The organism is Streptomyces sp. NPDC006385 (assembly GCF_040612485.1).
Lineage (GTDB): Bacteria > Actinomycetota > Actinomycetes > Streptomycetales > Streptomycetaceae > Streptomyces.
Window position 1 is genome coordinate 133,672 of sequence record NZ_JBEXQG010000011.1, and the last position, 24,435, is coordinate 158,106.

Here is a 24,435-nt window from a genome sequence, read left to right on the forward strand (position 1 = left end):
GGCCGACCACGCGGCCGCGCTCCGGGCCGATAATCGGGCCCGTGACCGATCTTGTGACGCGCGTGGCACCGGCTCGTTCCGGGGCGCTGCGCCGGGCCGCCCCGGCGCTCCTCGGGTACGCGGCCGTACGCGCCCTGGGCCTTCTCGCCCTGGCCCTGTGGAGCGAGGCGCGCGACAAGGACGCGTACACCCTGCTGACCGCCCGCTGGGACGCGCTCTGGTACACGAGGGTCGCGGAGCTGGGCTACGGCTATGAGGTGCACATGCCCAACGGGGACGTGCACTCGAACCTCGCGTTCTTTCCGCTGCTGCCCTGGCTGGAGCGGCTGGTCGCGGCCGTCTCCCCGCTGTCGTACGCGGACGGGGGCTTCACCGTCAGCCTGCTCGCCTCGTTCGCGGCGGCCTGGGGGATCTTCGCGGTGGCGGAGCACGTGTACGGCCGCCGCGTCGGTGTCTGCGCGGTCCTGCTGTGGGCCGTCCTGCCCGTGGGGATCGTGCAGTCGATGGCGTACAGCGAGTCGCTGTTCACGGCGCTCGCCGCATGGTCGTTGTACGCGGTCCTGACCGGCCGCTGGGTGACGGCGGGCGGCCTGGCCCTGCTGGCCGGACTGACCCGCCCCGTCGGTCTCGCCGTGGTCGCGGCGGTGTGGGCGGCCGGCATTGCCTCGTTCGTGCGGAATCGGGGTGCGAGTGAGGCACAGGGCGCGGACGACGCGACACGCGCCCCGGGCGTTCCCGTCCGCCGCGTCCTCGGCATGCTGCTCGCCCCGCTCGGCGCCGCCGGGTACGTCCTGTGGGTCGGTCACCGCACCGGCAAGGGCCCGCTCGGCTATCTCGACGTCCAGGCGGGCTGGCGCAACGGCTTCGACGGCGGGTACGCCTTCGCCCGGTTCGTCGCCGAGAAGTTCACGTCGTTCCCGGCGGTCCTGGCAGGGGTCGGGCTGCTGGTCGGCGTCGGCCTGGTGGTCTGGCTGTACGTGGTCTGCGTACGGCAGCGCCAGCCGCTGCCGCTGCTGGTGTACGCGGGGGTCGTCACCGCGCTCGCCCTGTGCGCGTCGAGCTACTTCGGCTCGAAACCGCGCCTGCTGCTGCCTGCCTTCCCGCTGCTCCTGCCGCTCGCCCAGTCCCTCGCCGGCCTGCGTACGCGCAGGTCGGCGCTGCTGGTGGGGGCGGTGGCCGTGGCCTCGGCGACGTACGGGGCGTTCTGGCTGAACGGCAGCGGTCCGCCCTGACCGCCGGTGACCGTCGGTGTGCTCCCGGAGAATTCCGGATTAGGAACCGGTGAACGAACTCGAAAAGCAGGAAAAACGTCAGCCCGGAATGATCAAAAGAATTGAAGGCCACCGTCGTCGGCGATTGCGGATTCGCTGGAAATAAACCTCCTCCTGAGAGGAATCCCACATCACATCGTCATCACAAAGCCGGTGAATCGACCGGGATCTGAGCTCACTCGCTGTAACGTCGATTGGGTGCGTACCGAACCGAAGCCCACCCGTCTGGACCGGGTGTTCGCGAGGCTGGACCGTGAGCCGGAACGACCGGCCCACATCAGTGTGCCGAAGATGAGCCGACACCGGATCGTGCTCCTCGGCGCGACCCTGGCCTTCTACGGGGCGATCGTGTGGGCCGTCGTCATCACCTCGTGGCTGGTCCGACTCGACTGGCAGGTCATGTTCTTCCGGCCGTACCAGCAGTGGGCCGAGATCCACGCGTTCGTCGACTACTACGTGGTGCTCGGCCAGCGCGGCCCGACCGCCGTGATGGTCGCGGCCTGGCTGGGCTGGCGTTCCTGGCGGCAGCACACGCTGCGGCCGCTGCTCGCGCTCGGCGTCTCGCTGCTGCTGCTGAACGTCACGGTCGGCGCCGCCAAGATCGGCATGGGCCGCCTCGGACCGCACTACGCGACGAACGTCGGCTCCAACGAGATGTGGATGGGCGGCGATATATTCCCCAGCGGCCACACCGCCAACGCCGTGGTGACCTGGGGAATCCTGGCCTATATGGCCTCGACACCGAGAGCGCGCCGCTGGCTGTCGGCCCTGTCGGCGGTGACTTCGCTGGGCGTCGGCCTGTCCACCGTGTACCTCGGTACGCACTGGCTGAGCGACGTCCTGCTCGGCTGGGCCGCCGGGCTGCTGATCCTGCTCGCCCTGCCGTGGTTCGAGCCGCTGATCGCCCGCTCCGAGACCTTGATCTTCGACCTGCGCGACCGTTGGCGCGAGCGCCGGGCCGGCATGGTTCCCGCACCCACCGCCCTCCCGGTCGAGACCCCGGTGCTGCTCAAGCCGCGCCACACGCCCGCCGACGACGAGGTCGCGGCCCGCGAGTCGGCCCACGCCACCCGCTCGCCCCTGCCCCCCGTCCATCTGGGCCCCTGCCCGCACACGGCCCGCAGCGAGCGCGCACCGGCCACCCCGGTCGGCAGCCGCCGCCCGCCGCACGCGGAGCGCGTCACGCGCGGCACGGCCCCGACGGCCGGCCCCGTCACGGGCGGCTGAACCGCCTTCGGACAGCGGGGTCCGGTACGCACACCCCACCCGCACGGTGACGGCCCCGGCTCCTCGACAGGAGCCGGGGCCGTCACCGCGTGTCAGCCTTTCCAGGCCCGCGCCACGTGGCCGTCCTCGACCTCGAAGTTGAGGCGGCCGCTCCGGTATTCCATGGTGATGATCGCCCCCGGCGGCAGCGAACGCACGGTCGACCACCCTCGGTCACGGGCGAGCCGCTCGGCCCGGTCGGCGTCGAGTCCGACATATGCGTCCGGGCTGTCCTGGGGTTCGGCAGGGGGATTCGGAATGGATGCCATGCCGCCACGCTAGGCCCTGCGGGAAGGAACGGGCCAGAGCGGACCGGGAACCCTTGTAGCGGCCATCCGGGTCACACATCCCTCTCCGGTCACGCTTTTGTCACAGGATCACGACATGCGTTTCGGCTGCGCTCCGTCACACGGACGAGCGGTTCCGTAGGCCTTCCGCAGGCATTCGATCGTAATTTCCGCGTGTCGCCACCATCCCGCCAATAGCCCGGCGGAAAAGTTCCGGGGGAATCACCCTGGAGTCCTTTTCCCTCTCATTCCGCGCGGGCCGCGGAAGCCGGTGCCGCACAGGAAGTACATGGTTCTGGCACACAACCTCCGCACGCCCCCTGTCGGAGCACTGCCGACGCGAGCATCATGGCCTGTGCTCGCGTCGGCGCGTGCGGCGCGGGTTTCAGCGGGCCCGGGGCGCGACGAGCGAAGGGGCGAGCGAGCGATGGGGACGCAGACCGTACAGGCGACGGCACGGCCCATGCGGAGCAAACTGCCCGGCGGCCGAGTGGTCGTCGACTGGCTGACCACCACCGACCACAAGAAGATCGGCCACCTCTACCTGATCACGTCGTTCGCGTTCTTCCTGGCCGGCGGTGTGATGGCGCTGCTGATGCGGGCCGAACTCGCCCGGCCGGGGTCGCAGCTGCTGAGCAACGAGCAGTTCAACCAGTTGTTCACCATGCACGGCACGATCATGCTGCTGCTGTTCGCGACGCCCACCTTCGCGGGCTTCGCCAACGAGCTGATGCCGCTCCAGATCGGCGCCCCGGACGTCGCCTTCCCACGGCTGAACATGTTCTCGTACTGGCTGTTCCTGTTCGGCGGCCTGATCGTGATGAGCTCGCTGATCGTGCCCGCCGGTCCCGCCTCCTTCGGCTGGTTCGCGTACGCGCCGCTCAACAGCCTGGAGCGCTCCCCCGGCGTGGGCCCCGACCTGTGGATCATGGGCCTCGCGCTGGCCGGCTTCGGCACGATCCTCGGCGCGGTCAACTTCATCACCACGATCATCGGGATGCGCGCCCCCGGCATGACGATGTTCCGGATGCCGCTGTTCACCTGGAACACGCTGTTCACGTCGATCCTGATCCTGATGGCGTTCCCGGTGCTCGCGGCGGCGCTGCTGGTGCTGGAGGCGGACCGGCGGTTCGGCTCGCAGGTCTTCGACGCGGCCAACGGCGGGGCGATCCTGTGGCAGCACCTGTTCTGGTTCTTCGGCCATCCCGAGGTGTACATCATCGCGCTGCCGTTCTTCGGCATCATCACCGAGATCATCCCGGTCTTCTCGCGCAAGCCGCTGTTCGGCTACCTGACGCTGGTCGCGGCGACGATGGCGATCACCGGTCTGTCGGTCGTGGTGTGGGCGCACCACATGTTCGCCACGGGCGCGGTGCTGCTGCCGTTCTTCTCGTTCATGAGCTTCCTGATCGCGGTGCCGACGGGCGTGAAGTTCTTCAACTGGACCGGCACCATGATCAAGGGCTCGCTGTCCTTCGAGACGCCCATGCTGTGGTCGGTGGGGTTCCTGGTGACGTTCCTGTTCGGCGGGCTGACCGGGGTGATCCTGGCGTCGCCGCCCTTGGACTTCCACGTCACCGACACGTACTTCGTGGTCGCGCACTTCCACTACGTCGTCTTCGGCACGGTCGTCTTCGCGATCTTCGCCGGCTTCTACTTCTGGTGGCCGAAGTTCACCGGCAAGATGCTCGACGAGCGGCTCGGCAAGATCCAGTTCTGGACGCTGTTCATCGGCTTCCACACCACGTTCCTGGTGCAGCACTGGCTGGGCGCGGAGGGCATGCCGCGCCGGTACGCCGACTACCTGGCCGCCGACGGCTTCACGGCGCTGAACACGGTCTCGACGATCGGCGCGTTCCTGCTGGGGCTGTCGACGCTGCCGTTCCTCTACAACGTCTGGAAGACCGCCAAGTACGGCCGGAAGGTCGAGGTCGACGACCCGTGGGGGTTCGGCCGCTCCCTGGAGTGGGCGACCTCCTGCCCGCCCCCGCGGCACAACTTCACGGTGCTGCCGAAGATCCGCTCCGAGTCCCCGGCGTTCGACCTGCACCATCCGCGGTACGCGGCGCTGACGTCGCAGCCCGAGCCAGAGAGCGAGCAAGCAGGTCGTGAGCCGTCCTGATCTCCTCGATGAGCTCGGGCGGCTCCAGCACCTCGAACTCGAAGCCCATGAGCGTCACGTGAATCACCATCACCGCGAGACTGCCGGCCCCGGTGCGCAGGATGCAGGCGTCGTCGCCGTCGGCCTCCAGCACCCCGGCCGAGGGCGAGATCCGCTCGGCGGCCTCGTGCAGGGGCACCAGCAGCCGGACAACGGCCTGCGAGGCGTACGCGCGTGTGGAGACGCCTCGGGAGACGTACGCGGCGAGGTCCTCGGCGGGCGGGGTGCGCGGGGTGAAACGCGGGCCGTGCGGGGGCCTGGGGGTGATGCGGTCGACGCGGAACGTCCGCCAGTCGGCGCGGTCGAGGTCCCAGGCGACCAGGTACCAGCGGCGCTCGCTGCACACCAGGCGGTGCGGTTCGACCGTCCGGCGGGTGGGGGCGCCCTCGTGGTCGCGGTACTCGAGGCGCAGGCGTTCGGCGTCCCGGCAGAGGTTGGCCAGCTCGGTCAGGACCGCCGGGTCGACGGCGGACGGCTGGGGGTCGCGCAGCATCGGGACGGTGAAGGCGTTGAGGGCACCGACGCGGCGGCGCAGCCGGTTCGGCAGGACCTGCTCCAGCTTGGCGAGGGCCCGCACGGAGGTCTCGCCGATGCCCTCGATGCCGTGGCCCGCGGCGGTGCGCAGGCCTACGGCGACTGCGACGGCCTCGTCGTCGTCCAGGAGCAGGGGCGGCAGCTCGGCACCCGCCCCCAGCTGGTAGCCGCCGCCTGTTCCTGGGCTCGCGTTGACCGGGTAGCCCAGCTCGCGCAGGCGGTCTACGTCGCGGCGGACTGTGCGTGGAGTGACGCCGAGGCGTTCGGCGAGTGCGGCGCCGGACCATTCTCGGTGGGCCTGGAGCAGGGAGAGCAGCCGCAGGAGTCTGGCGGAGGTGTCCAGCATGATGCGAGTTTGCCAGTCGCCTAATAGCTCGGGGGTGCGGGTATGGCAGGCGGGTGCGGGTTCGTTGTGGTTGATCGCGCAGTTCCCCGCGCCCCTAAGGGGGTTGCTGGTACCCGGCATTCCACGCTCAGGTTGCCTTGGCGGGTCTTGTACGGGACTCGAGATGCAAGGGAGTGCACCTTCATGGCGCCCGGTGCCAAGCGGTGTGGTTCCTCGTCCGTCACGCGCGCGTACGCGTCCCAGTGGCCCTCCGGAAGGGCGACGCTGCTGGGGAGTGCGGCGCGCAGGTGGCCCTTCGTGGCCGGGGTCAGGGGCAGGGTGACCTCCTCGTGGCCCTCGCGGTGGCGCAGGACGAGGTGGGCGGGCTCGGTCGCCCCGGTCGCGCTGACGTCGAAGGTCAGCCCGCCGGCCGAATCGGCGATGCAGTCGGCGCGCAGTGGTGCGGCGTGCGACACGGGCCTCGTCATGCGGTGCGGTTCCTCCCTCGGCTTGTGCTTCGTCGGTTGGACCGGCGAAGGGGCCTTTTGGTTGCCCCTCACGGCTGGTAGGACAGCTGCGGGACCTCGAAGCACGTGGTGTTCATGTCCCCTTGGGAGACCCAGCCCCGTCCGTCCTCCCAGCGGGCCACCGACAGACAGGTCCGGCGGCTTGTCGGCGGCTCGGCCAGCCGCTCGAACCTGACCGGGATCAGCAGGCCGTCGGCGGTGTAGCCCTGGCTGCGGTCCATGAAGTCGTCGACGCACGCGCGCGTGACGCCCTCGGCGGCGCACGACGTCGCCGCGTCCGTGAACCACATCGCCGCCGCCCAGCCCTCCAGCTGCCACTGGGAGTGCGTCTTGAGGCCCTTCGTGGCGTCCCGGAACTCCCGTACGGCGTCCTGGTCCGTGTCCTCGTGGTTGCGGGAGGATCCGGTCGCCCACAGGGCGTTGCGGCAGCGCGGGGAGTCCTTGTACTCCTCGGCCACGGTGGAGGCCCAGTTCTGGACGTTCGTGACCTTGGCGGTGACCTCGGCTCCGACGTCGTCCATCGCCTTGCAGAGCCGGGCGTTGCCGTGGCTGTCGATGGCGTCGAAGACGAGGTCGGCGCCCTGCTCCTTCAGATCGGCCGCGACCGCGCGGAAGTTGGGCAGCGCGAAGTCCACCTGCTCGGCGACCACCTTGTAGCCCTCGGCCTTCAGCCCCCGCTCGACGAGCCGGGCGTAGGCGGCGGACGCGGGCTGGTTGTAGGAGACGACGGCGGCCGTGCGGGCGCCGTGCTCGCGTTTGAAGTAGCGGTAGACCTCCGTGCCGCCGTACTGCTCGCCGTCCCAGCCGGTCGTGCCGTCGCGGGGCGCGAGGCTGCCGTAGATGCCGTACAGGTGCGGGTAGGTGTCGTAGGCGGCGCCGATGGGCTGGCCGCCGATGTCGGGCACGCGCGCGCGTGAGACGCGTGAGGCGCCCGCGTACTCCAGGGCGGTGGTGGCGACCAGGGCGACGACCCGGTCCTCGTCGATCAGTTGGTGCACGCACTCGTTGTTGCCGACGCCGCTGCCGCCGTCGTCGCATGCGCGCACCTCGACCGGGCGGCCGTCGATGCCTCCGCGCGCGTTGAGACGGTCGAAGAATGCCTTGGCGCCGTCGCGCGGGCCGGTGAAGGCGTCGCCGCCGACGGGACTGGTGGCGCTGGTGATGATGCCGACGCGGATCGGCGTGCGGTCAGCGGCGGGCGCCGAGGGAGTGCCGCGGTCGCGGTGCTCGAAGTCGCTCTCCGGCAGCCGGCTTCCGCACGCCGTACTCAGAGCCAGCACCAGCACGGCGATCGCCGCCTCAGCACCCCGGGATCGGCGACGCATTGCCGCTCATCTGGACCAGCGCGCACAGGGACTTGGCGGACACCTTCCAGGTGCCGTCCTGTTCGACCGCGGTCCCGGAGGCGTTCGGCAGCGCCGTCGCGCCCTTCAGCGTCAGGTCGTAGGTCACGTTCGCCTCGGTCGGCGAGGTGAACTCGACCTTGGAGACCTTCGCCTGGACCTGCCCGCCGCGCTCGTCTCCGCTGAACGCCTGCAGGACCGGCCTCATCCGGTCGCCGTTCTCCAGGACGGTCTGCTTGTCCTCCAGGGACGTCTTCGGATCGAAGAACTTCGCCCAGTTCTGCTTGATCTCCGTCTCGGCCGCCCCGACGTCGGCGGGCGCCGTCGCGGCCGGCGACCGCTCGGTCCGCTCGACGGTCGGGGTCGGTGGTGTCGCGTTGCCACCGCCGCCCTCGTCGTCGGTGCAGGCCGCGAGGGCCGGCGCGAGGAAGAGGAGCAGGGCGGCGGCGAGCGCCGTCCCCCGTCCCGCAGCCCTGGGCCCACGCCCCCTGTGTGCGTTGCTCCGCCTGAGGTCGCTCCCGAGAACCATCTGGCTCACCACCGGGTGTCGGTCCGGGCCGTGTGCGCCCGGTGCTTTCAGGGTCAGCTTGCAGGAGGCATAGTGCAAGTCCGTTGGCAGACTTGGAATACCGCCAGGCACACGCACCGAAAAGCCGCCGTGCACGCACCAGAACCCGACTCATGGGAGCCAGCGATGCGGACAGCCCGACTGCGGACCGCGCACCCCGTCCTCTGGGCCGGCTGGGCCGCGCTCGCGGTCGGCGCGGTGCTGTGCGTCATCGGCTGGTACGGCGTCTCCGGCGAGCGGTTCGCCGAGCGGCAGCTGCCGTATCTCGCCTCCTGCACGGTGCCCGGGGCGGCGCTGATCATCGCCGGGTCGGTGCTGCTGACCCACGGCCGGGGCGCGCTCGCCGACGCGCGCGTGGAGGAGTTGTACGGCCTTCTGGTGGACGCGGAGTCGGCGAACGCCGCGGAGTCCGGGCAGTCGGCCGGGGCGCCCCTCGCGGTCAGCGGGGACCTGCTGATGGTGCCGGGTGGGACCCTCTGGCACCGCGCGGACTGCCCGCTGGTGACCGGCAAGGCGGAGGCCGTACCGGTCGATGCGAAGCTGGTGAGGAGCGGCGCACTGGGCCCCTGCCCGATCTGTGAGCCCGCCGAAGCGGATGACTGAAGCGGCTGACTGATGTCCTCCCTGACGTACGACCTCACCCTGGCCGGTCTGTCGGTCGGCGGCGCCGCCGCGCTCACCGGGATCGGCCTGATCGTGACGTACCGCGCGACCGGCGTGCTGAACTTCGCGCACGGGGCGATCGCGATGGTGTGCGCGTATGCGCTGCGGCAGTGCGTGGTCGACTGGGGCTGGCCGCTGTGGGCGGGCGCGACGGTGACGCTGCTGGTCCTCGCGCCCGGGATCGGGATGGTGCTGGAACGGTTCGTCTTCCGGCCGCTGTCGGTCCTGGGCAGCGACCCGGCGCAGACCTTGGTCGCGTCCATCGGGGTGTTCGTGCTGCTGGTGGGCGGGGCGGCGCTGCTGTGGGGCCAGGGCGCGCGGGACGATGCGCCGGAGCTGGTGTCGGCGGATCCGTGGGGGCAGCTGGCGGTGGCCCTGCTGCTGGCGGCGGGCGTCGGGGCGGTGATCCGCTGGACGCGCTTCGGCCGGGAGCTGCGGGCGGTGGTGGACGACCGTGAGCTGGCCGTCCTGGGCGGCATCGACGCGGACCGGGTGGCGGCGGCGGGCTGGGCGTTCGGCTCGTTCACGGCGGGCCTGACGGGCGTGCTGCTGGCGCCGTACCTCCGCCTGGACCCGTACGGTATGCCGCTGCTGGTGATGGAGGTGGTCGCGGTCGCGGTGGCCGCGCGGATGCGGAGTCTGCCGGTCGCCGTGGTGGCGGCGCTGGGCATCGGGGTGGCGCAGAGCCAGTTGACGCGCCTGCACCCGTCGGGCTGGGGCGCACCCCTCCTTCAAGCGGTCGGCACGAACCTCTTCGTGGTGGCGCTGCTGATCGCGGCCCTGGCCCTCCCCCGCGTCGGCACGCGCGACGCTCTTTCCCGCACGGCCACCGCGCGCGTACCGACCCCGCCGGGCGCCTGGATCGTGGCGGCGGTGCTGTTCCTGCTGCCCCTGGGCTTCGCGGGCTCGGACCTGCATACGTCGGTGCAGGTGCCGGCGCTGGCCGTGGTGCTGCTGTCGCTGGTCGTCGTCACGGGCCGCGGCGGCCAGATCTCCCTCGGGCAGGCGGCGTACGCGGGCCTGGGCGCCCTGTTCACGGCCCTGCTGGCGGCGGGCCGTTTCCCGGGCCTGCCGCGCCTGCCGGAGCTCGCGGCCCTCGCGCTGGCGGTCGTCCTGGTGGCTCCCCTGGGTCTCCTCACCGGCTGGCCGGCGATCAGCCGCCGCGGTCTGGCCCTGGCGCTGGTGACCTTCGCGGTGGGCGTCGGCGTGAGCCGCTTCGTCTTCGCCCAGCCGTACGCGATCTCGGGCCTGTCCCTCGGCCGCCCCGCGGGCTTCGAGGGCGACCGCGCCTACTACGTCCTGGAGCTGACCCTGCTGGCGGCCGCCCTGCTGACGACCTGGCTGCTGCGCCGGGGCCGCACGGGCCGGGCCCTGGCGGCGATGCGGGACCACGAGCCGGGGGCGTCGGCGGCGGGCGTGCGGGTGCCCTCCCTCAAGCTCCTGGCCTTCGTCGCGGGCGCCGCCCTGGCGGCCCTGGGCGGCGGAATGCTCGGCATGGGGCTGCGCGCCTTCGACCCGGCCGCGTACGACCCCGTCCGCGGCCTCCTGTGGTTCGCCGCGGTGGTGGTCCTGGGCGCCGACAGCACCCTGGGCGCCCTGGCCGCGGCGGCCCTCCTGGTGGGCCTCGACGCGGGCACCCGCGGCGGAGTGGCGGCGGCGCTGATCGGGGTGCTGGCGGTCCTGGTGGGCCGGTTCCCCGGGGGTCCGTACGAGGCGGTACGGGCGGCGACGGGGAGGCTGCGCCTGCGGCGGGGGGCGAGGCTCACGGCGCTGGGGACGCAGGTGCGGCGGCTGCGGCCGGTGGGACGACAATCCGCGCCCCGGCCCGCCCTGGCGGGGGCGACCGCGTCGGGACGCGCGAAGGCCGCCCTTCCCGCCACGCCCTCCCACGGCGCTGAGCCCGCACAGGCACCACCGGCACCGGATGACACGAGCCGCACGGGCGGTGCCGACGGGGCCGGCGGGGAACAAAACGCGGCCGAGGGCCGCGTGCACCCTCGCCCACCGGCCCTTTCCACGCACCACCTGCAAGCCCGCTACGACGGCTTCACAGCCCTGGCCGACGTCACCCTCACCGTCCCCGCAGGCCACATCACAGCGATCATCGGCCCCAACGGCGCAGGAAAGAGCACGCTGTTCCACTGCCTGGCCGGCACCCACCGCCCCACCCACGGCCACGTCCTCCTGGGGCACCAGAACATCACCCGCCTGCCCGCCCACACCCGCACCCGCCTCGGCATCGCCCGCACCTTCCAGCAACTGTCCGTCTTCCCTTCACTGACCGTGGCGGAAAACGTCCGCGTGGGCGCCGAACAGGGCCTGTTCCGAGACCCGTCGGCCGTGGAACGGGCCCTCAGGCTCCTCGGCCTCGACGGCCCCGTACGGGCCCTGCCCGCCGCCGGCCTGCCCACCGGGACCCTGCGCCGCGTCGAACTGGCCCGGGCCCTGGCCGGCGGCCCGCGCGTACTGCTGCTCGACGAGCCCGCCGCCGGCCTCGACACCGCGGAAGTCACCGCACTCACCCGGATCCTGAAGGCCCTCGCCGCCGACGGCATGGCCCTGCTCGTCGTCGAGCACGACCTCGACCTGGTGGCCGACCTCGCCGACACGGTGCACGTCATGACGGCCGGCCGCATCGTCGCCTCCGGCCCACCCGACCGCGTACTCGACGCCGCGGGCTCACAGGAGACCCCCGCATGAGCACGATCTCCCTGCGCCACGCGCGCGTGCGCTACGGCCCCCTGGAGGCCCTCCACGGTGTCACCGTCGCCGCCCCCGGCCCCGCCCTCACCGTTGTGCTGGGACGGAACGGGTCCGGCCGTACGACCGTGTTGCGCGCCCTGGCCGGAACGGTGCCCCTGTCCGGCGGCGCGGTGGTGTGGGACGGCACCGACGTGACCCGCGTGCCCGCACACGAAAGGGCCCGCCGCGGACTGTGCCTGGTCCCGGAGCGGCAGGCCGTGTTCGGCTCCCTCACCGTGCGCGAGAACCTCGAACTCGCGGCTTCCTCCTACGACAGCGCGCTCGACGCCTATCCCGGGCTGGAGCCCCTCCTCGCGCGCCGTGCCGGCACCCTCTCCGGCGGCGAGCAGCGCATGCTCGCGCTCTCCCGTGCCCTGTTGGCACGTGCGCGCGTGGTGCTCGTCGACGAGCCCGCGCAGGGCCTGTCACCCACGGTCGCCGCCCGCACCTACCAACTGCTGAGCGAACTGGACGCCTGCGTGGTCGTCGCGGAGCAACGGCTGCCGCCCGTGCTGCGCGCACGGGCGGCGCTCGTCTACGAACTGCGCCGTGGTGGGGTCGTGTTCAGCGGAGAGACCGGCGAATGGGAGCGCCGTGCAGCGCGCCGAGCCGGGTCGAGCCCTTCCGGATGAGCCGCGACGTGCGCGAGGTGAGCCGATCCGTGACGCTGGGCTTCCCCAACTGCACACGGCCCTTGAGCCCGTACCGTCGGGAGCAGTGCGGCCAGGCCCCCCACCCCTGTGAGGCCACGACTTTCCGGGCGATGTCGATCTGCTCCCTGCGGCTGGCGAGATCCGCGCGCGGCGCGTACTTGGCCCCGCCGAAGCCCTCCCAGGTCGGCTGCGAGAACTGAAGCCCACCGTAGTGGCCGTTGCCGGTGTTGATGTGCCAATTGCCGCCGCTCTCGCACTTGGCGACGCAGCCCCAGGGCCACTGGTCCTTGGCGCAGCCGTGGGCCGCGGGTTTGGGCGGCGGTCCGGGGGCCGGGCGTGGTGGCGCCGTATGGATCGGGCGTGTTGCGTGCGTGGGGTGCGTTGCCTGCACCGCGTGCGACGTTCCCGGCGCGACGCCGGTGAGCAGAGCGGCAACGAGGGTCAGTGTGAGCGGTGTGCATTTCATATGAGCACGCTAGGTGGCTTGTTGCGGCCGATCGTCGCGGCACGTCCGACGAACCCCGGGGCCCCACCCGGTCGGCGGACCGGGCGGGGCGTGCCGGGGCAGAAAGGCGACGCTCAGAGTTCGAGGCGCTGTCCGGGCACGATCAGGTGGGGATCGCCGCCGATGACGGACGCGTTCGCGGCGTGGAGCTGCCGCCAGGTGGTGCCGTGCCGGGCGGCGATGCCGCTGAGCGTGTCGCCCTCACGGACGGTGTAGTCCCCGCGGGACGAACTGCGGTTCGTGTGGCCCGACGAACGCTCCGGCGTCTGTGACGGAGCCGGTGGGGCCGCCTTGGGGGTGGAGGAGGACGCCGAGCCGGTGGCGGGTGCCGCGGGCGCGCTCCCGTACGCTCCGGCCCGGGCCGAACAGGTCGGCCACGCGCCCCATCCCTGGGCGCGCTGGACCTTGGTGGCCACGGCGATCTGCTGGGACTTGGTGGCCTGGTCCGCCGTCGGCGCGTAGGCCGTACCGCCGTACGCGCGCCAGGTGGAGGCGGCGAACTGGAGTCCGCCGTAGTAGCCGTTGCCGGTGTTGATGTGCCAGTTGCCGCCGCTCTCGCACTGTGCGATGCGGTCCCACACCCCGCCGTCCGCCGCCGCGGCGTTGCCGGTCGCGGCCAGCAGCCCGAGCGGGGCCAGCAGTGCCGCGCCGGCGAGGACCGCCGTGGTACGAGTCCGGCTCCCGTTCGCCGCCTTCGGCGCCTTACGGGCGTTGTCGTGAGTGGTATCGGCACATTCGGACATGTAGTTCCCTCCCGAAGGACCCGGGGTCCCCCAAGGCGGAACGCCACCGCCCGCGCCATGGGGCGCGGGCCTGGCGCTCGCCCCGTCCGCCTGAGGCTGTGCTGCTTGCCGGTTGGTGCGGTTCGGCGGACGTACCCGAGCGGTGCTCGTTGCACACGGCGGAGGAATGTAGGGAGGCTGACCGGCCGGTATCAACCAACTCCTTGTCACTCCAGGCCAGTTCGCCGTTACCTCCGGTATCGGCGATTTCCGGCCACCCACTTCATTCGCTGATTTCCGGATTTGTCAACCAGTCACCCTGGCGATCTGTGACCCACTTCACGCGATCAACTCCCCTGGGACACGGGCGAGTTGACGGTGAGTGGGCGATTCCGCACCTGCGGTGACCGTGCGCGGTGGATGGTTCGATTCCGTTCGGTGTGGTGCGTGACTCCCGCCACAGATCGTGCGTTGTCTCCTTCATGAGCCCGGGACCCGCCCGGTTCACGGGCCGGGAGCCACCCGGCCCCGCCACGCACCACATCCCGAGGGAGCCACCCGTGCCGCGCATGCTCGACGTCAGCGACGAGGTACGTGCCGAGATCGGCGACGAGGAAGCCGACCGGCTGCTCGCCGGAGAGAACGCCCCCGGCAGCTACGACTGCACGTCCTGCCGCACCCCGGGCGACTCCGAACAGGAGCGCACCAGCACCGTCCTGTTCATCGGGGACGAGACCGCCGTCCTCGCCTTCGCCCACGCCACCTGCCTGCCCTCGCAGGTCGTCCAGGTCACCGAGGAGCAGCTCCGGGGCGCGGTGAAGTCCATCACCGGCGACAAGGTCGATCTGGAGCCGGAGGCGATCGTGCCGGAGCAGGCCGTGCTCGGTGTGACCAGCGGACTGGTGCTGATCGCCGGGGAGTTGCACCCCGCCCTGGTCGTCGAGCCGACCGGGCCCATCGTGCGCCCCGGAGCGGTGAGCGCCGGCGACGACTTCCTGCCGCTGCTCATCGAGCAGGGGTTCATGCCGGCGACCGAGCTGTCCGATGTGCCGCCGGTGCTGCACGGCTGGTCGGTGCTGCTGGCCATGGGGCAGTTGCACGCGGTTCTCCAGCCGAGCCCGAACGAGGGGCAGCCGGTCGCGTGGTGGCAGGCGCATCAGCCGCTGCTGGTGACCGACGGGTGGCGGGCCGCCGCGAACAAGCACCAGCAGGTGCTGATGTTCGCGGCGCCGGTGGGGTCCATCGGGCGGCAGCCCCGGGAGGACCTGCTGCGGGACGCCCTGGACAAGGCGGCGGCGAACGGGAAGCTGGTCGCCGCGGCGCTGCCGCTCGCCGGGACCTGACGGCCTCCCGGGCGTTGCCCGCATCCCCGCTGAGCAGGCGATCCCCTCACAGCGGCCGCATCTCTTCCCGTGCCGGGTCGTTTGGACATACGTGCATGCATACGACGTTCCCCGCCTTCAGGGCGGCCCATCGGCCACGCCCATCTACGACGCGCTCTACGCCGAGTACGTCAAGTCCTTCCGCTCGCTGCCGGGTGACCGCAGCGGTGAGGAGGATCTGGGGTTCACCGCGTTCGGGAACATCCAGCGCAGTACGGGCTCGTACGGCGGTCACCGTCCTGGGTCGTTCAGCAGTTCGTACACCGCCTACAGCGCCGGTGCCCACAGCGCCCGCCACGGCAGCGGTCAGCAGCCCCAGTGGCAGCGCGTCGGACACATCGGGCCGCAGGGCAGCGGGATGCATCACGTCCCGGCCGCGCTGCCACCGGCGCGCAGAGGCTGAGCACACGAAAGAGGCTGAGCACACGAAAGGGCGGCCCGCACCGGGCCGCCCTTTCGCTGTCCGTGTCTGCTCGTCTACTTCTTCTTGCCGCCGCGCTTCTCCCGCACCCGCACCGAGATATGGATCGGCGTCCCCTCGAAGCCGAACTCCTCGCGCAGCCGGCGCTCGATGAAGCGGCGGTAGCCCGCCTCGATGAAGCCGGAGGCGAAAAGCACGAACCGCGGGGGCTTGGTGCCGGCCTGGGTGCCGAACAGGATGCGGGGCTGCTTGCCGCCGCGGATCGGGTGGGGGTGGGCGGCGACCAGCTCGCCGAGGAAGGCGTTCAGCCGGCCGGTCGGAACCCGGGTCTCCCAGCCCGCGAGGGCCGTCTCGATCGCCGGGACCAGCTTCTCCATGTGCCGCCCGGTCCGGGCCGAGACGTTGACACGCGGCGCCCAGGACACCTGGCCGAGCTCCGTCTCGATCTCCCGCTCCAGGTAGTAGCGGCGCTCCTCGTCGAGGGTGTCCCACTTGTTGTAGGCGAGCACCAGCGCGCGGCCCGCCTCCACCGCCATGGTGACGATGCGCTGGTCCTGCACCGAGATGCTCTCGGAGGCGTCGATCAGGACGACCGCGACCTCGGCCTTCTCGACGGCGGCCGCGGTGCGCAGCGAGGCGTAGTAGTCGGCGCCCTGCTGGAGGTGGACGCGCTTGCGGATGCCCGCCGTGTCGACGAACTTCCAGGTGACGCCGCCCAGTTCGATGAGCTCGTCGACCGGGTCACGGGTCGTGCCGGCCAGCTCGTTGACGACGACGCGCTCCTCGCCGGCCACCTTGTTCAGCAGGGAGGACTTGCCGACGTTCGGGCGGCCGATCAGGGCGATACGGCGCGGGCCGCCGATGCCGCCCCCGCCGAACGTCTCCTGCGGCGCCTCCGGCAGCGCCTCCAGGACGGCGTCCAGCATGTCGCCGGTGCCACGGCCGTGCAGGGCGGAGACCGGGTGCGGCTCGCCGAGCCCCAGCGACCACAGGTACGCGGCGTCCGCCTCGCCGCTCGGACCGTCGACCTTGTTGGCGCACAGCACCACGGGCTTGCCGGCCTTGCGCAGCAGTCGTACGACGGCCTCGTCGGTGTCGGTGGCACCCACCTTGGCGTCGACGACGAACACGACGGCGTCGGCGGCCTCGATGGCGAACTCGGCCTGCGCGGCCACGGAGGCGTCGATACCGAAGACGTCCTGCTCCCAGCCGCCGGTGTCGACGACCTTGAAGCGGCGGCCCGCCCACTCGGCCTCGTAGGTCACGCGGTCCCGGGTGACACCGGGCTTGTCCTCGACGACCGCCTCGCGGCGCCCGATGATCCGGTTGACGAGAGTCGACTTGCCGACATTCGGTCGTCCGACGACGGCGAGCACGGGCAACGGCCCGTGCCCGGCCGCCTCGATGGCGCCCTCTACGTCCGCGAGGTCGAAGCCCTCTTCCGCGGCGAGCTCCATGAACTCCGCGTACTCGGCATCGCCAAGCTCTCCGTGGTCGTGCTCGTCGCCCGAGCCGTCGGAGTGGATGTGGTCGTTCATGAAGTCCGTACCTCGTTCATCGTGGTGATCGGTGGAGCGCCCGGGCCCTTTGAGCCGGTCTGATCCACTACTCAGTGTCGCCTAGCGACCGGTCAGTCGCCTGGCGTTTTCCAGGTGCGCGGTGAGCTGCTTCTGGATGCGCTCGGTCGCCTCGTCCAGCGCCTTGCGGGTACGCCGTCCGCTGCCGTCGCCCGCCTCGAAGGGGTCGCCGAAGACGACGTCGACACGGCTGCGCAGCGGAGGCAGCCCCTTTATCAACCGTCCCCGCCGCTCGGAACTTCCCAGCACGGCGACCGGCACGACCGGGGCGCCGCTGCGCACCGCGAAGTACGCGAGCCCCGCGCGCAGCGAGGCGAAGTCGCCCCCGCCGCGGGTGCCCTCGGGGAAGATGCCGAGCACGCCGCCGGCGGCGAGGAGGTCGAGCGCCCGCGTGATCGCCGTGCGGTCGGTGGTCTCGCGGTCGACCTTCAGCTGGCCGATGCCGGTCAGGAAGGGGTCCAGCGGGCCGACGAACGCCTCCTTCTTGATCAGGAAGTGCGTCGGCCGGGGCGCCACGCCCATGACCATCGGGCCGTCGATGTTGTGGGAGTGGTTGACGGCGAATATCACCGGGCCGGTGGCGGGCACCTTCCAGGCGCCCAGCACCCGCGGCTTCCACAGCCCGTACATCAGGCCGACGCCGATGCGCCGTCCGACCTCGGCGCCCCGCGCCGAAGGAAGTGCGCTCACTTCGCGGCCCGCTTCTCCTCGACGAGCGTGACGACGCACTCGATGACCTGCGCCAGCGTGAGCTCGGTGGTGTCCACCTCGACGGCGTCGTCCGCCTTGGCGAGCGGCGAGGTCTTACGGCTCGAGTCGGCCGCGTCGCGCTTGATCAGCGCCTCCCGGGTCGCGTTGACGTCGGCGCCCTTCAGCTCACCGCTGCGGCGGGCGGCGCGGGCCTCCGGGGAGGCGGTGAGGAAGATCTTCAGGTCGGCGTCGGGCAGCACGGTCGTGCCGATGTCACGCCCCTCGACGACGATGCCCTTCTCCGACGAGGACGCCAGGGAACGCTGCAGCTCGGTGATCCGCGCCCGCACCTCGGGCACCGCGCTCACCGCGCTGACCTTTGAGGTGACCTCCTGGGTGCGGATCGGGCCGGAGACGTCGGTGCCGTCGACGGTGATCGTCGGGTTGTCCGGCTCGGTGCCGGAGACGATCTCGGGCTTGCCGGCCACGGCGGCGATCGCGGACGGGTCCTCGATGTCGATCCCGTTGCTCACCATCCACCAGGTGATCGCCCGGTACTGGGCGCCGGTGTCGAGGTAGCTCAGCCCGAGCTGCGCGGCGACGGCCTTCGACGTGCTCGACTTGCCCGTGCCGGAGGGGCCGTCGATGGCGACAATCACGGGCTTGGCGGCACCGTTTTCCACGGGGGGACACCTTCCTGGTGCGGTGTGTCGGGATGTACGGGGCGCGAACGTGCCCCGCACAAGGTTACTGGGTATGCGTCACTCGTCCGGCCGCCGATACCTCTCGGCCCGCCCGGCTCCGGCTCCGGCTCCTTACTGCCGGATCGCCCAGCCCCGCTCCCGCAACGCGGCCGACAACACGGGCGCCGCCTTCGGCTCCACCATGAGCTGGACCAGACCGGCCTGCTGCCCCGTCGCATGCTCGATCCGCACGTCCTCGATGTTGACCCCGGCCCGCCCCGCGTCCGCGAAGATCCGGGCCAGCTGCCCCGGCTGGTCGTCGATCAGCACCGCCACGACCTCGTACACCCGAGGGGCGGCCCCGTGCTTGCCGGGAACGCGGATCTGCCCCGCGTTCCCGCGCCGCAGCACGTCCTCGACACCGGCCGTGCCTTCCAGCCGCTTGGCCTCGTCGGAGGACTGCAACGCCCGCAGCGACCGCACCGTCTCCTCCAGATCCGCGGCGACGTCCGTGAGGAGGTCGGCGACGGGCCCCGGGTTCGCGGAGAGGATGTCGATCCACATCCGCGGATCGGAGGCCGCGATCCGGGTCACGTCCCGGATGCCCTGGCCGCACAGCCGTACGGCCGCCTCCTCGGCGTTCTCCAGCCGCGCGGCGACCATGCTGGACATCAGATGGGGCATGTGGGAGACGAGCGCGACCGCCCGGTCGTGGGCGTCGGCGTCCATCACCACCGGCACGGCACGGCAGTGCGAGACCAGTTCCAGGGCGAGGTTCAGCACCTCGGTGTCGGTGTCCCGGGTGGGCGTCAGCACCCAGGGCCGGCCCTCGAAGAGGTCGCCGGTCGCGGCCAGCGGGCCCGACTTCTCGCGGCCCGACATGGGATGCGTACCGATGTACGACGACAGGTCGAGCCCGAGCGCCTCCAGCTCGCGGCGCGGCCCGCCCTTGACGCTGGCGACGTCGAGATAGCCGCGGGCCACCCCCCGGCGCATGGCGTCGCCGAGCACCCCGGCCACGTGGGCGGGCGGGGCGGCGACGATCGCGAGGTCGACGGGGCCCTCGGGCGCCTCGTCCGTGCCGGCGCCGAGCGCGGCCGCCGTACGGGCCTGCTCGGGGTCGTGGTCGGCGAGGTGGACGACGACGCCTCGCTGGGACAGGGCGAGGGCGGCGGACGTACCGATGAGGCCGGTGCCGATGACGAGTGCGGTTCTCACTGGGCGATGTCCTTGCGCAGGGCGGCCGCGGCACCGAGGTACACGTGCGCGATGTCGGCGCGGGGCCGGTCGGACTCGATGTGCGCGAGGACGCGTACGACCCGGGGCATGGCGCCCTCGACGTCCAGTTCCTGGGCGCAGATCAGCGGTACGTCGACGATGCCGAGCTTGCGGGCGGCGGCCGCCGGGAAGTCGCTGTGCAGGTCGGGCGTGGCCGTGAACCAGATGCTGATCAGGTCGTCCACGCCCAGATCGTTCCGCTCCAGGATCGCGGTCAGCAGGGCACCGACCTGCTCGTCCATGTGGCCGGCCTCGTCCCGCTCCAGCTGGACGGCCCCCCGGACCGCTCGTACCGCCACGGCGCTGCTCCTTGCTGATGTACGGATCTTGCTGATGTACGGATCGGCTCTACGACTGTCCAGCCTAGTCAGCCCGCGGGCGCCGGACGCACGTCGCCCGCCCGCTGAGACAGCCGACCGCGCGACGTCAGAGATGCCCGCTTTCCAGCCCTTCGCCTCAGCTTGCTTCTTATTGGGTTCTTTCAGTGCAAAGATGCTGTTTGCTCCACATGGAGCGACTGCCCGGCACCCTCGGAGTGACGACATGAGCAACCGTCCGACGCGGCGCACGATCCTCTTCGCGACGGGCGCGGCGGGCGCCACGGCGCTCGTCGCCGGCTGCGGCGATTCCCCCGGCAACGGCGACTCGACCCCGGCCCCGACCGCCTCCCCCGGCCAGGAGGGACGGCAACTGGCCGCCACGGGCGACATCCCGGTGGGTGGCGGCACGATCTTCAAGGACGAGCAGGTGGTGGTGACCCAGCCGAGGGAAGGCGAGTTCAAGGCCTTCTCCGCCATCTGCACACATCAGCGGTGCACGGTCGGCAGCGTCTCGGACGGCACGATCAACTGCCCCTGCCACGGCAGCAGGTTCGACATCACGGACGGCTCGGTGGCCAACCCTCCGGCGACGAGGCCGCTGCCCGAGAAGCGGATCACCGTGGACGGAAATTCGATCCGCCTGGCGTGAGCCGCCGCGTAGGCTCCGGGGCATGCACCCCGAGGCCCTGGTACGCGACCACACGATCTACGCCTGCGTGATGGGCTCGCGTGCCTTCGGTCTGGCGACGGACGGCAGCGACACCGACCGCCGGGGCGTGTTCCTGGCACCCACTGCCCTCTTCTGGCGCTTCGACAAGCCGCCGACGCATGTCGAAGGCCCTCAGGAGGAGCAGTTCAGCTGGGAGCTGGAACGCTTCTGCGAGCTGGCCCTGCGTGCCAACCCGAACATCCTGGAGTGCCTGCACTCCCCGCTGGTCGAGTACGCCGACGACACGGGCCGCGAGCTCCTCGCCCTGCGCGAGGCGTTCCTGTCCCGCCAGGTCCACGAGACGTTCACGCGCTACGCACTGGGCCAGCGCAAGAAGCTGGAGGCCGACGTCCGCGCGCACGGCGGCCCGCGCTGGAAGCACGCGATGCACCTCCTGCGCCTGCTGATGAGCGCCCGCGACCTACTCCGCACCGGCCGGCTGACGGTCGACGTGGGCGCCCGGCGCGAGCCGCTGCTGGCGGTGAAGCGCGGCGAGGTCTCCTGGCCGCAGGTCGAGTCCTGGATGGCCCGCCTGGCGGAGGAGACCGAGGAGGCATCCCGCCGCAGCCCGCTCCCGCCGCAGCCGGACCACCGTCGCGTGGAGGACTTCCTGATCCGCGTCCGCCGCGCCTCAGCCCTCCAGCCGGGTCCGTACGACGAGGGCGTGCAGGGCGTCGTAGGCCCTCGGAGCGTCGGGCAGCGCTGAGGCCGTCTGCGCCTCGTCCAGCACCTCGTGCAGTCGCTCGACGTCGGCCCGCACGCGCGCGTGGTCGACATCGGCGGCCCCGTGCTCCAGCTCCGCCTTCGCCGCGATCAACTCCGGCAGATAGGCGGGCGCGTCGACCTCTCCGATCAGCGTCGGCAGATGCGGCTGCACCTCACCGCTGCGCATCAGATGAACGCCGGTGAGCAGCACCCGGAAGGTGTACAGCAGCGGCTTGAGCTCCCCAGTCTTGTCGAACAGCCGCCACTGCGTGGTGGCGAACCCCCGGTAGTGATGGGCATGGTGGCTGGTGAGGACGCCGGGCGCGAGTTCGGCCAGCTCGCGGTGGGCGTCCGTGGTGTGCACGACGAGCGGCGAGAGCAGTTGCTCCAGCACATAGCCGTTGCGGCGCAGCATCAGCCGTACGAACTTGCGCAGGTCGTGTGTGACCAGGTCCATCTCGACGCCGTCCCGCACCCACATCCGTGACCGCGTCTCGTCCGGCTCCCGCAGCCCGACGAGGTCGGCGGCCGGCAGCAGGTGCACGCCGCGCAGGTCCACGTCGGAGTCGCGCGACGGGAAGCCGTACAGGTGGGCGCCGGAGACGGTCGCGAACAGCAAGGGGTCGGGCTGCTCGGCGACGACGGGCGTGAGGTCGATGTCCAGGGCGTCGATCATCCGTCAAGCGTCCCAGAGCGCTCCGAGGGTCAGCAGGTCCCCCCGGTACTCGATGCGGTCCGCCCACGGGGTCGGCCAGGCGTCGGCCCCCAGCCAGGCGCCCGCGAAGGCGCCCGTCAGGCACGCGATCGAGTCCGAGTCACCGGCGGTGCAGGCGGCCCGGCGCAGGGCCGTCAGCGGCTCGTCCACGAACCACAGGAAGCACAGCAGACCGGTCGCCAGGGCCTCTTCGGCGATCCAGCCCTCGCCGGTGGCCAGGCACGGGTCGGTCTCGGGCGAGACGGAGCGCACGGCCTCCTGGAGGCGGTCCAGGACCCCCAGGCACTCGTCCCAGCCGCGCGCGATGAAGTGCTCGGGGCTCGGGTCCTGGCCGCGGGTCCACAGGTCGCCGAGCCAACGGTGGTGGTAGTGGGTGCGGTTGTCGTAGGCGTACGACCGCAGCAGGCCGACCAGTCCGGTCGGCTCGGTGCCCTGCGCGAGCAGGCGTACGGCGTGGGCGGTCAGGTCGGAGGCGGCGAGTGCCGTCGGGTGCCCGTGGGTGAGGGCGCTCTGCAACTGGGCGGCGCCCGCGCGCTGTTCGTCGCTCAGGCCGGGGACGAGCCCGACCGGGGCGACGCGCATGTTGGCGCCGCAGCCCTTGGAGCCGATCTGGCTGGCGTCCTGCCAGGGCAGGTCCGAGCGCTCCAGCAGACCGCAGGCCCTGAGGCAGGTGTTGCCCGGGGCCCGGTTGTTCTCCGGCGAGCGATTCCACGCGATGAACTCCGCACGCACCGGGTCCACCATGGTCTCGGGTCCGAGCACCCCCAGATCCATCGCCGACCGCAGCCCCTTCCCCAGCGCCAGCGTCATCTGCGTGTCGTCGGTGACGATCGCCGGCGTCGGCAGTGCCATCTCGCGCCACGGCCCGCACTTGGCGAGGATCGACGGCACGTCGTGGAACTCGGTCGGGAAGCCGAGCGCGTCCCCGAGGGCGAGGCCGGTCAGGGAGCCGGTGGCGGCGCGCTTGCGGACGGTGGTCATGGTCATGCGGGGCGTCCTTCGGGGGTCGGCCGGAGCAGCGGCGGGTGGAGGGTGGTGGCGGTGCCGGCGCGGTACAGCGCGGCCGGTTTGCCGCGGCCGCCGGTGAGGCGGGCGGCGCCGGGTACGGGCTCGACGAAGCCCGGCGTGGCGAGCACCTTGCGGCGGAAGTTGGGCCGGTCGAGGGCGGTGCCCCACACCACCTCGTAGACGTGCTGGAGCTCGCCGAGCGTGAACTCGGGCGGGCAGAAGGCGGTGGCGAGGCTCGCGTACTCGAGCTTGGCGCCGACGCGGTCGTGGGCGTCGGCCAGGATGCGGTCGTGGTCGAAGGCGAGCGGTCTCGCCTCGTCGTAGGGCACCCAGCGCGCCTGCGCCGCGTCGCTGCCGCCGTGCGGTTCGGGCGGGTGGGGCAGGAGCGCGGTGAAGGCCACGGTCACGACCCGCATCCGGGGGTCGCGGTCGGGCTCGCTGTAGGTCCGCAGCTGCTCCAGGTGCAGCCCGGAGACGTCCGACAGGCCGGTCTCCTCGGCGAGTTCGCGCCGGGCCGCCGTCTCCGCCGACTCGTCCGGCTGCAGGAAGCCGCCGGGCAGCGCCCAGTGGCCCTCGTACGGCTCCTGGCCGCGCTCGACGAGCAGGACGTGCAGGGCGCCCTCGCGGATCGTGAGGACGGCGAGGTCGGCGGTGACGGCGAAGGGTTCATGGGCGTACTTGTCGTAGTCCATGCGAACCCACCCCCTTAATAGTCAACACGACTATAAAGAGGGTGGGTGCACTGCCGCAACCCCTGTCACCCCGGAAAGGACTCGCGCCGCCCCAGGAAGGCCAGCAGCCGCTCGGCAGGGCCGGCCCGCTCCGGCACGGCGACCGGCGCGCCGAACCGCACGCCCCGGTCCGGCTCGCCGACCACACACCGGGCGACGGGCAGCAGCTCGGCCGCGAGCGCGTCCGGCAGGGGCCGCGGCCGCCCGCAGGCCTGGGCGACGTCCCATCCGTGGACGGCGATCTCCACCGCCCCCACGGCGGCCATCACCCGCACGTCCAGCGGCCGTTCGCCCACCCGCGCCGACTCCGGCGGCCCGGACACCCAGGCGCCGAGGACCGCGCACGCGCGCGCACGGAAGCCGCAGGCGCGGTCGGCGCGCGGGAACAGCCCGATCCGCCCACCGGTCAGGCCCTCGTACAAGGCGTCCAGCGAGTCGTCGAGATGTCCGAGCAGCTCCCCCAGATCCCACTCGGCACACGGCGTCCCGCGTCCCAGGCCCCCGGCCCCCACACCGGCGACGCTGCCCAGCGCATAGCCGAGCGAACGTTCCAGCAGCTCCCCGCAGTCCATGCCCGTGGTCGTGTGCATCCCCGCTCCCTCCGTCAGGGATACAGACGGGTCCAGCGGCGAAAACGCATCGGCCGGTC

25 protein-coding genes and 1 pseudogene are annotated in these 24,435 nt (G+C 71.9%); 10 read left to right on the plus strand and 16 right to left on the minus strand.

Going from position 1 to position 24,435, the window contains the following annotated elements; translation table 11 throughout:
- The first annotated feature begins 41 nt into the window (after positions 1-41).
- Both ABZ078_RS11810 and ABZ078_RS11815 read left to right on the plus strand, forming a co-directional pair.
- Complete coding sequence (locus tag ABZ078_RS11810; RefSeq protein WP_356574159.1) at positions 42-1,232, plus strand: mannosyltransferase family protein; 1,191 nt, start codon at positions 42-44, stop codon at positions 1,230-1,232.
- 237 nt (positions 1,233-1,469) lie between these two features.
- Complete coding sequence (locus ABZ078_RS11815) at positions 1,470-2,498, plus strand: phosphatase PAP2 family protein (protein WP_356574161.1); 1,029 nt, start codon at positions 1,470-1,472, stop codon at positions 2,496-2,498.
- A gap of 92 nt (positions 2,499-2,590) precedes the next feature.
- On the opposite strand, the gene ABZ078_RS11820 is transcribed toward ABZ078_RS11815, so the two are convergent.
- Positions 2,591-2,806: an I78 family peptidase inhibitor gene (locus ABZ078_RS11820; protein ID WP_356574163.1), complete on the minus strand. Its 216-nt coding sequence runs from the start codon at positions 2,804-2,806 to the stop codon at positions 2,591-2,593.
- Between the two features lie 481 nt (positions 2,807-3,287).
- On the opposite strand from ABZ078_RS11820, the pseudogene ctaD reads away from it, so the two are divergent.
- Positions 3,288-4,781: pseudogene (gene ctaD / locus ABZ078_RS11825) on the plus strand (cytochrome c oxidase subunit I); the annotation flags it as partial.
- A 43-nt stretch (positions 4,782-4,824) separates the two neighbouring features.
- Here ctaD and ABZ078_RS11830 read toward each other — a convergent pair.
- From ABZ078_RS11830 to ABZ078_RS11845, 4 genes are all read right to left on the minus strand, one after another.
- A complete protein-coding gene (locus tag ABZ078_RS11830; protein ID WP_356574165.1) occupies positions 4,825-5,865 on the minus strand; it encodes a YafY family protein in 1,041 nt (346 codons plus the stop codon).
- A gap of 20 nt (positions 5,866-5,885) precedes the next feature.
- Positions 5,886-6,332, minus strand: coding sequence for a hypothetical protein (locus ABZ078_RS11835; RefSeq protein ID WP_356574167.1), 447 nt, complete (start codon positions 6,330-6,332; stop codon positions 5,886-5,888).
- A gap of 68 nt (positions 6,333-6,400) precedes the next feature.
- Positions 6,401-7,696 (minus strand): ABC transporter substrate-binding protein, encoded by a 1,296-nt coding sequence (locus tag ABZ078_RS11840; protein ID WP_356574169.1) that lies wholly within the window; start codon positions 7,694-7,696, stop codon positions 6,401-6,403.
- Positions 7,671-8,243, minus strand: coding sequence for a hypothetical protein (locus ABZ078_RS11845; RefSeq protein WP_356574171.1), 573 nt, complete (start codon positions 8,241-8,243; stop codon positions 7,671-7,673). The genes ABZ078_RS11840 and ABZ078_RS11845 overlap by 26 nt, the downstream gene beginning before the upstream one ends.
- Positions 8,244-8,408: 165 nt before the next feature.
- Between ABZ078_RS11845 and ABZ078_RS11850 the strand changes: the two genes are divergently transcribed.
- From ABZ078_RS11850 to ABZ078_RS11860, 3 genes are read left to right on the plus strand one after another with little or no spacing between them, the layout of a single operon-like run.
- On the plus strand, positions 8,409-8,885 hold the full coding sequence (locus ABZ078_RS11850) for a hypothetical protein (RefSeq protein WP_356574173.1): 477 nt from the start codon (positions 8,409-8,411) through the stop codon (positions 8,883-8,885).
- 12 nt (positions 8,886-8,897) lie between these two features.
- A complete protein-coding gene (locus ABZ078_RS11855; RefSeq protein ID WP_356574175.1) occupies positions 8,898-11,645 on the plus strand; it encodes an ATP-binding cassette domain-containing protein in 2,748 nt (915 codons plus the stop codon).
- On the plus strand, positions 11,642-12,319 hold the full coding sequence (locus ABZ078_RS11860) for an ATP-binding cassette domain-containing protein (protein ID WP_356574177.1): 678 nt from the start codon (positions 11,642-11,644) through the stop codon (positions 12,317-12,319). The genes ABZ078_RS11855 and ABZ078_RS11860 overlap by 4 nt, the downstream gene beginning before the upstream one ends.
- Here the strand turns inward: ABZ078_RS11860 and ABZ078_RS11865 are convergent.
- Together ABZ078_RS11865 and ABZ078_RS11870 are read right to left on the minus strand one after the other, a co-directional pair.
- Positions 12,252-12,806, minus strand: a complete 555-nt coding sequence (locus ABZ078_RS11865) for a transglycosylase family protein (protein WP_356574178.1) — start codon at positions 12,804-12,806, stop codon at positions 12,252-12,254. The genes ABZ078_RS11860 and ABZ078_RS11865 overlap by 68 nt on opposite strands.
- A 113-nt stretch (positions 12,807-12,919) precedes the next feature.
- Positions 12,920-13,588 carry a transglycosylase family protein gene (locus tag ABZ078_RS11870; protein WP_356574180.1) on the minus strand — a complete coding sequence of 223 codons (669 nt, stop codon included), beginning with the start codon at positions 13,586-13,588 and terminating at the stop codon, positions 12,920-12,922.
- Positions 13,589-14,127: 539 nt separating this feature from the next.
- Here ABZ078_RS11870 and ABZ078_RS11875 point away from each other — a divergent pair.
- A complete protein-coding gene (locus ABZ078_RS11875; protein ID WP_356574184.1) occupies positions 14,128-14,910 on the plus strand; it encodes a hypothetical protein in 783 nt (260 codons plus the stop codon).
- A gap of 91 nt (positions 14,911-15,001) precedes the next feature.
- A complete protein-coding gene (locus tag ABZ078_RS11880) occupies positions 15,002-15,352 on the plus strand; it encodes a hypothetical protein (RefSeq protein ID WP_356574185.1) in 351 nt (116 codons plus the stop codon).
- A 74-nt stretch (positions 15,353-15,426) separates the two neighbouring features.
- Here the strand turns inward: ABZ078_RS11880 and der are convergent, their stop codons facing one another.
- The 5 genes from der to aroH form a co-directional block, all read right to left on the minus strand.
- A complete protein-coding gene (gene der, locus ABZ078_RS11885; RefSeq protein WP_356574187.1) occupies positions 15,427-16,908 on the minus strand; it encodes a ribosome biogenesis GTPase Der in 1,482 nt (493 codons plus the stop codon).
- Between the two features lie 81 nt (positions 16,909-16,989).
- The gene (locus ABZ078_RS11890) at positions 16,990-17,637 is read right to left on the minus strand and encodes a lysophospholipid acyltransferase family protein (protein WP_356574189.1); all 648 of its coding nucleotides are present in this window, start codon (positions 17,635-17,637) and stop codon (positions 16,990-16,992) included.
- On the minus strand, positions 17,634-18,320 hold the full coding sequence (gene cmk, locus ABZ078_RS11895; RefSeq protein WP_356574190.1) for a (d)CMP kinase: 687 nt from the start codon (positions 18,318-18,320) through the stop codon (positions 17,634-17,636). The genes ABZ078_RS11890 and cmk overlap by 4 nt, the downstream gene beginning before the upstream one ends.
- Positions 18,321-18,452: 132 nt before the next feature.
- Complete coding sequence (locus ABZ078_RS11900; RefSeq protein ID WP_356574192.1) at positions 18,453-19,538, minus strand: prephenate dehydrogenase; 1,086 nt, start codon at positions 19,536-19,538, stop codon at positions 18,453-18,455.
- Positions 19,535-19,897: a chorismate mutase gene (gene aroH, locus ABZ078_RS11905; protein ID WP_356574194.1), complete on the minus strand. Its 363-nt coding sequence runs from the start codon at positions 19,895-19,897 to the stop codon at positions 19,535-19,537. Before aroH ends, ABZ078_RS11900 begins: the two co-directional genes overlap by 4 nt.
- 244 nt (positions 19,898-20,141) lie before the next feature.
- Here aroH and ABZ078_RS11910 point away from each other — a divergent pair, with 244 nt between their 5' ends.
- Both ABZ078_RS11910 and ABZ078_RS11915 read left to right on the plus strand, forming a co-directional pair.
- A complete protein-coding gene (locus tag ABZ078_RS11910; RefSeq protein ID WP_356574195.1) occupies positions 20,142-20,567 on the plus strand; it encodes a Rieske (2Fe-2S) protein in 426 nt (141 codons plus the stop codon).
- 22 nt (positions 20,568-20,589) lie between these two features.
- Positions 20,590-21,333 carry a nucleotidyltransferase domain-containing protein gene (locus ABZ078_RS11915; RefSeq protein ID WP_356574197.1) on the plus strand — a complete coding sequence of 248 codons (744 nt, stop codon included), beginning with the start codon at positions 20,590-20,592 and terminating at the stop codon, positions 21,331-21,333.
- Here the strand turns inward: ABZ078_RS11915 and ABZ078_RS11920 are convergent.
- The 4 genes from ABZ078_RS11920 to ABZ078_RS11935 all read right to left on the minus strand — a co-directional run bounded on the left by ABZ078_RS11920 (position 21,259) and on the right by ABZ078_RS11935 (position 24,358).
- Positions 21,259-22,008 carry a nucleotidyltransferase domain-containing protein gene (locus ABZ078_RS11920; protein WP_356574199.1) on the minus strand — a complete coding sequence of 250 codons (750 nt, stop codon included), beginning with the start codon at positions 22,006-22,008 and terminating at the stop codon, positions 21,259-21,261. The two genes, ABZ078_RS11915 and ABZ078_RS11920, sit on opposite strands and share 75 nt — an antisense overlap.
- A 3-nt stretch (positions 22,009-22,011) precedes the next feature.
- Positions 22,012-23,034 (minus strand): ADP-ribosylglycohydrolase family protein, encoded by a 1,023-nt coding sequence (locus ABZ078_RS11925; RefSeq protein WP_356574201.1) that lies wholly within the window; start codon positions 23,032-23,034, stop codon positions 22,012-22,014.
- Positions 23,031-23,747, minus strand: a complete 717-nt coding sequence (locus ABZ078_RS11930; protein ID WP_356574203.1) for an NUDIX domain-containing protein — start codon at positions 23,745-23,747, stop codon at positions 23,031-23,033. Before ABZ078_RS11930 ends, ABZ078_RS11925 begins: the two co-directional genes overlap by 4 nt.
- A 65-nt stretch (positions 23,748-23,812) precedes the next feature.
- Positions 23,813-24,358: a TIGR03086 family metal-binding protein gene (locus ABZ078_RS11935; protein ID WP_356574246.1), complete on the minus strand. Its 546-nt coding sequence runs from the start codon at positions 24,356-24,358 to the stop codon at positions 23,813-23,815.
- Positions 24,359-24,435: the final 77 nt, after the last annotated feature.

Coding starts and splice junctions, on each gene's coding strand:
- ABZ078_RS11865 (WP_356574178.1), bottom strand. CDS start 12,806: ATGAAATGCACACCGCTCACACTGACCCTCGTTGCCGCTCTGCTCACC.
- ABZ078_RS11920 (WP_356574199.1), bottom strand. CDS start 22,008: ATGATCGACGCCCTGGACATCGACCTCACGCCCGTCGTCGCCGAGCAG.
- ABZ078_RS11820 (WP_356574163.1), bottom strand. CDS start 2,806: ATGGCATCCATTCCGAATCCCCCTGCCGAACCCCAGGACAGCCCGGAC.
- ABZ078_RS11840 (WP_356574169.1), bottom strand. CDS start 7,696: ATGCGTCGCCGATCCCGGGGTGCTGAGGCGGCGATCGCCGTGCTGGTG.
- ABZ078_RS11930 (WP_356574203.1), bottom strand. CDS start 23,747: ATGGACTACGACAAGTACGCCCATGAACCCTTCGCCGTCACCGCCGAC.
- ABZ078_RS11860 (WP_356574177.1), top strand. CDS start 11,642: ATGAGCACGATCTCCCTGCGCCACGCGCGCGTGCGCTACGGCCCCCTG.
- ABZ078_RS11915 (WP_356574197.1), top strand. CDS start 20,590: ATGCACCCCGAGGCCCTGGTACGCGACCACACGATCTACGCCTGCGTG.
- ABZ078_RS11850 (WP_356574173.1), top strand. CDS start 8,409: ATGCGGACAGCCCGACTGCGGACCGCGCACCCCGTCCTCTGGGCCGGC.
- ABZ078_RS11870 (WP_356574180.1), bottom strand. CDS start 13,588: ATGTCCGAATGTGCCGATACCACTCACGACAACGCCCGTAAGGCGCCG.
- ABZ078_RS11835 (WP_356574167.1), bottom strand. CDS start 6,332: ATGACGAGGCCCGTGTCGCACGCCGCACCACTGCGCGCCGACTGCATC.
- ABZ078_RS11925 (WP_356574201.1), bottom strand. CDS start 23,034: ATGACCATGACCACCGTCCGCAAGCGCGCCGCCACCGGCTCCCTGACC.
- ABZ078_RS11845 (WP_356574171.1), bottom strand. CDS start 8,243: ATGGTTCTCGGGAGCGACCTCAGGCGGAGCAACGCACACAGGGGGCGT.
- ABZ078_RS11855 (WP_356574175.1), top strand. CDS start 8,898: ATGTCCTCCCTGACGTACGACCTCACCCTGGCCGGTCTGTCGGTCGGC.
- ABZ078_RS11910 (WP_356574195.1), top strand. CDS start 20,142: ATGAGCAACCGTCCGACGCGGCGCACGATCCTCTTCGCGACGGGCGCG.
- ABZ078_RS11830 (WP_356574165.1), bottom strand. CDS start 5,865: ATGCTGGACACCTCCGCCAGACTCCTGCGGCTGCTCTCCCTGCTCCAG.
- der (WP_356574187.1), bottom strand. CDS start 16,908: ATGAACGACCACATCCACTCCGACGGCTCGGGCGACGAGCACGACCAC.
- ABZ078_RS11935 (WP_356574246.1), bottom strand. CDS start 24,358: ATGGACTGCGGGGAGCTGCTGGAACGTTCGCTCGGCTATGCGCTGGGC.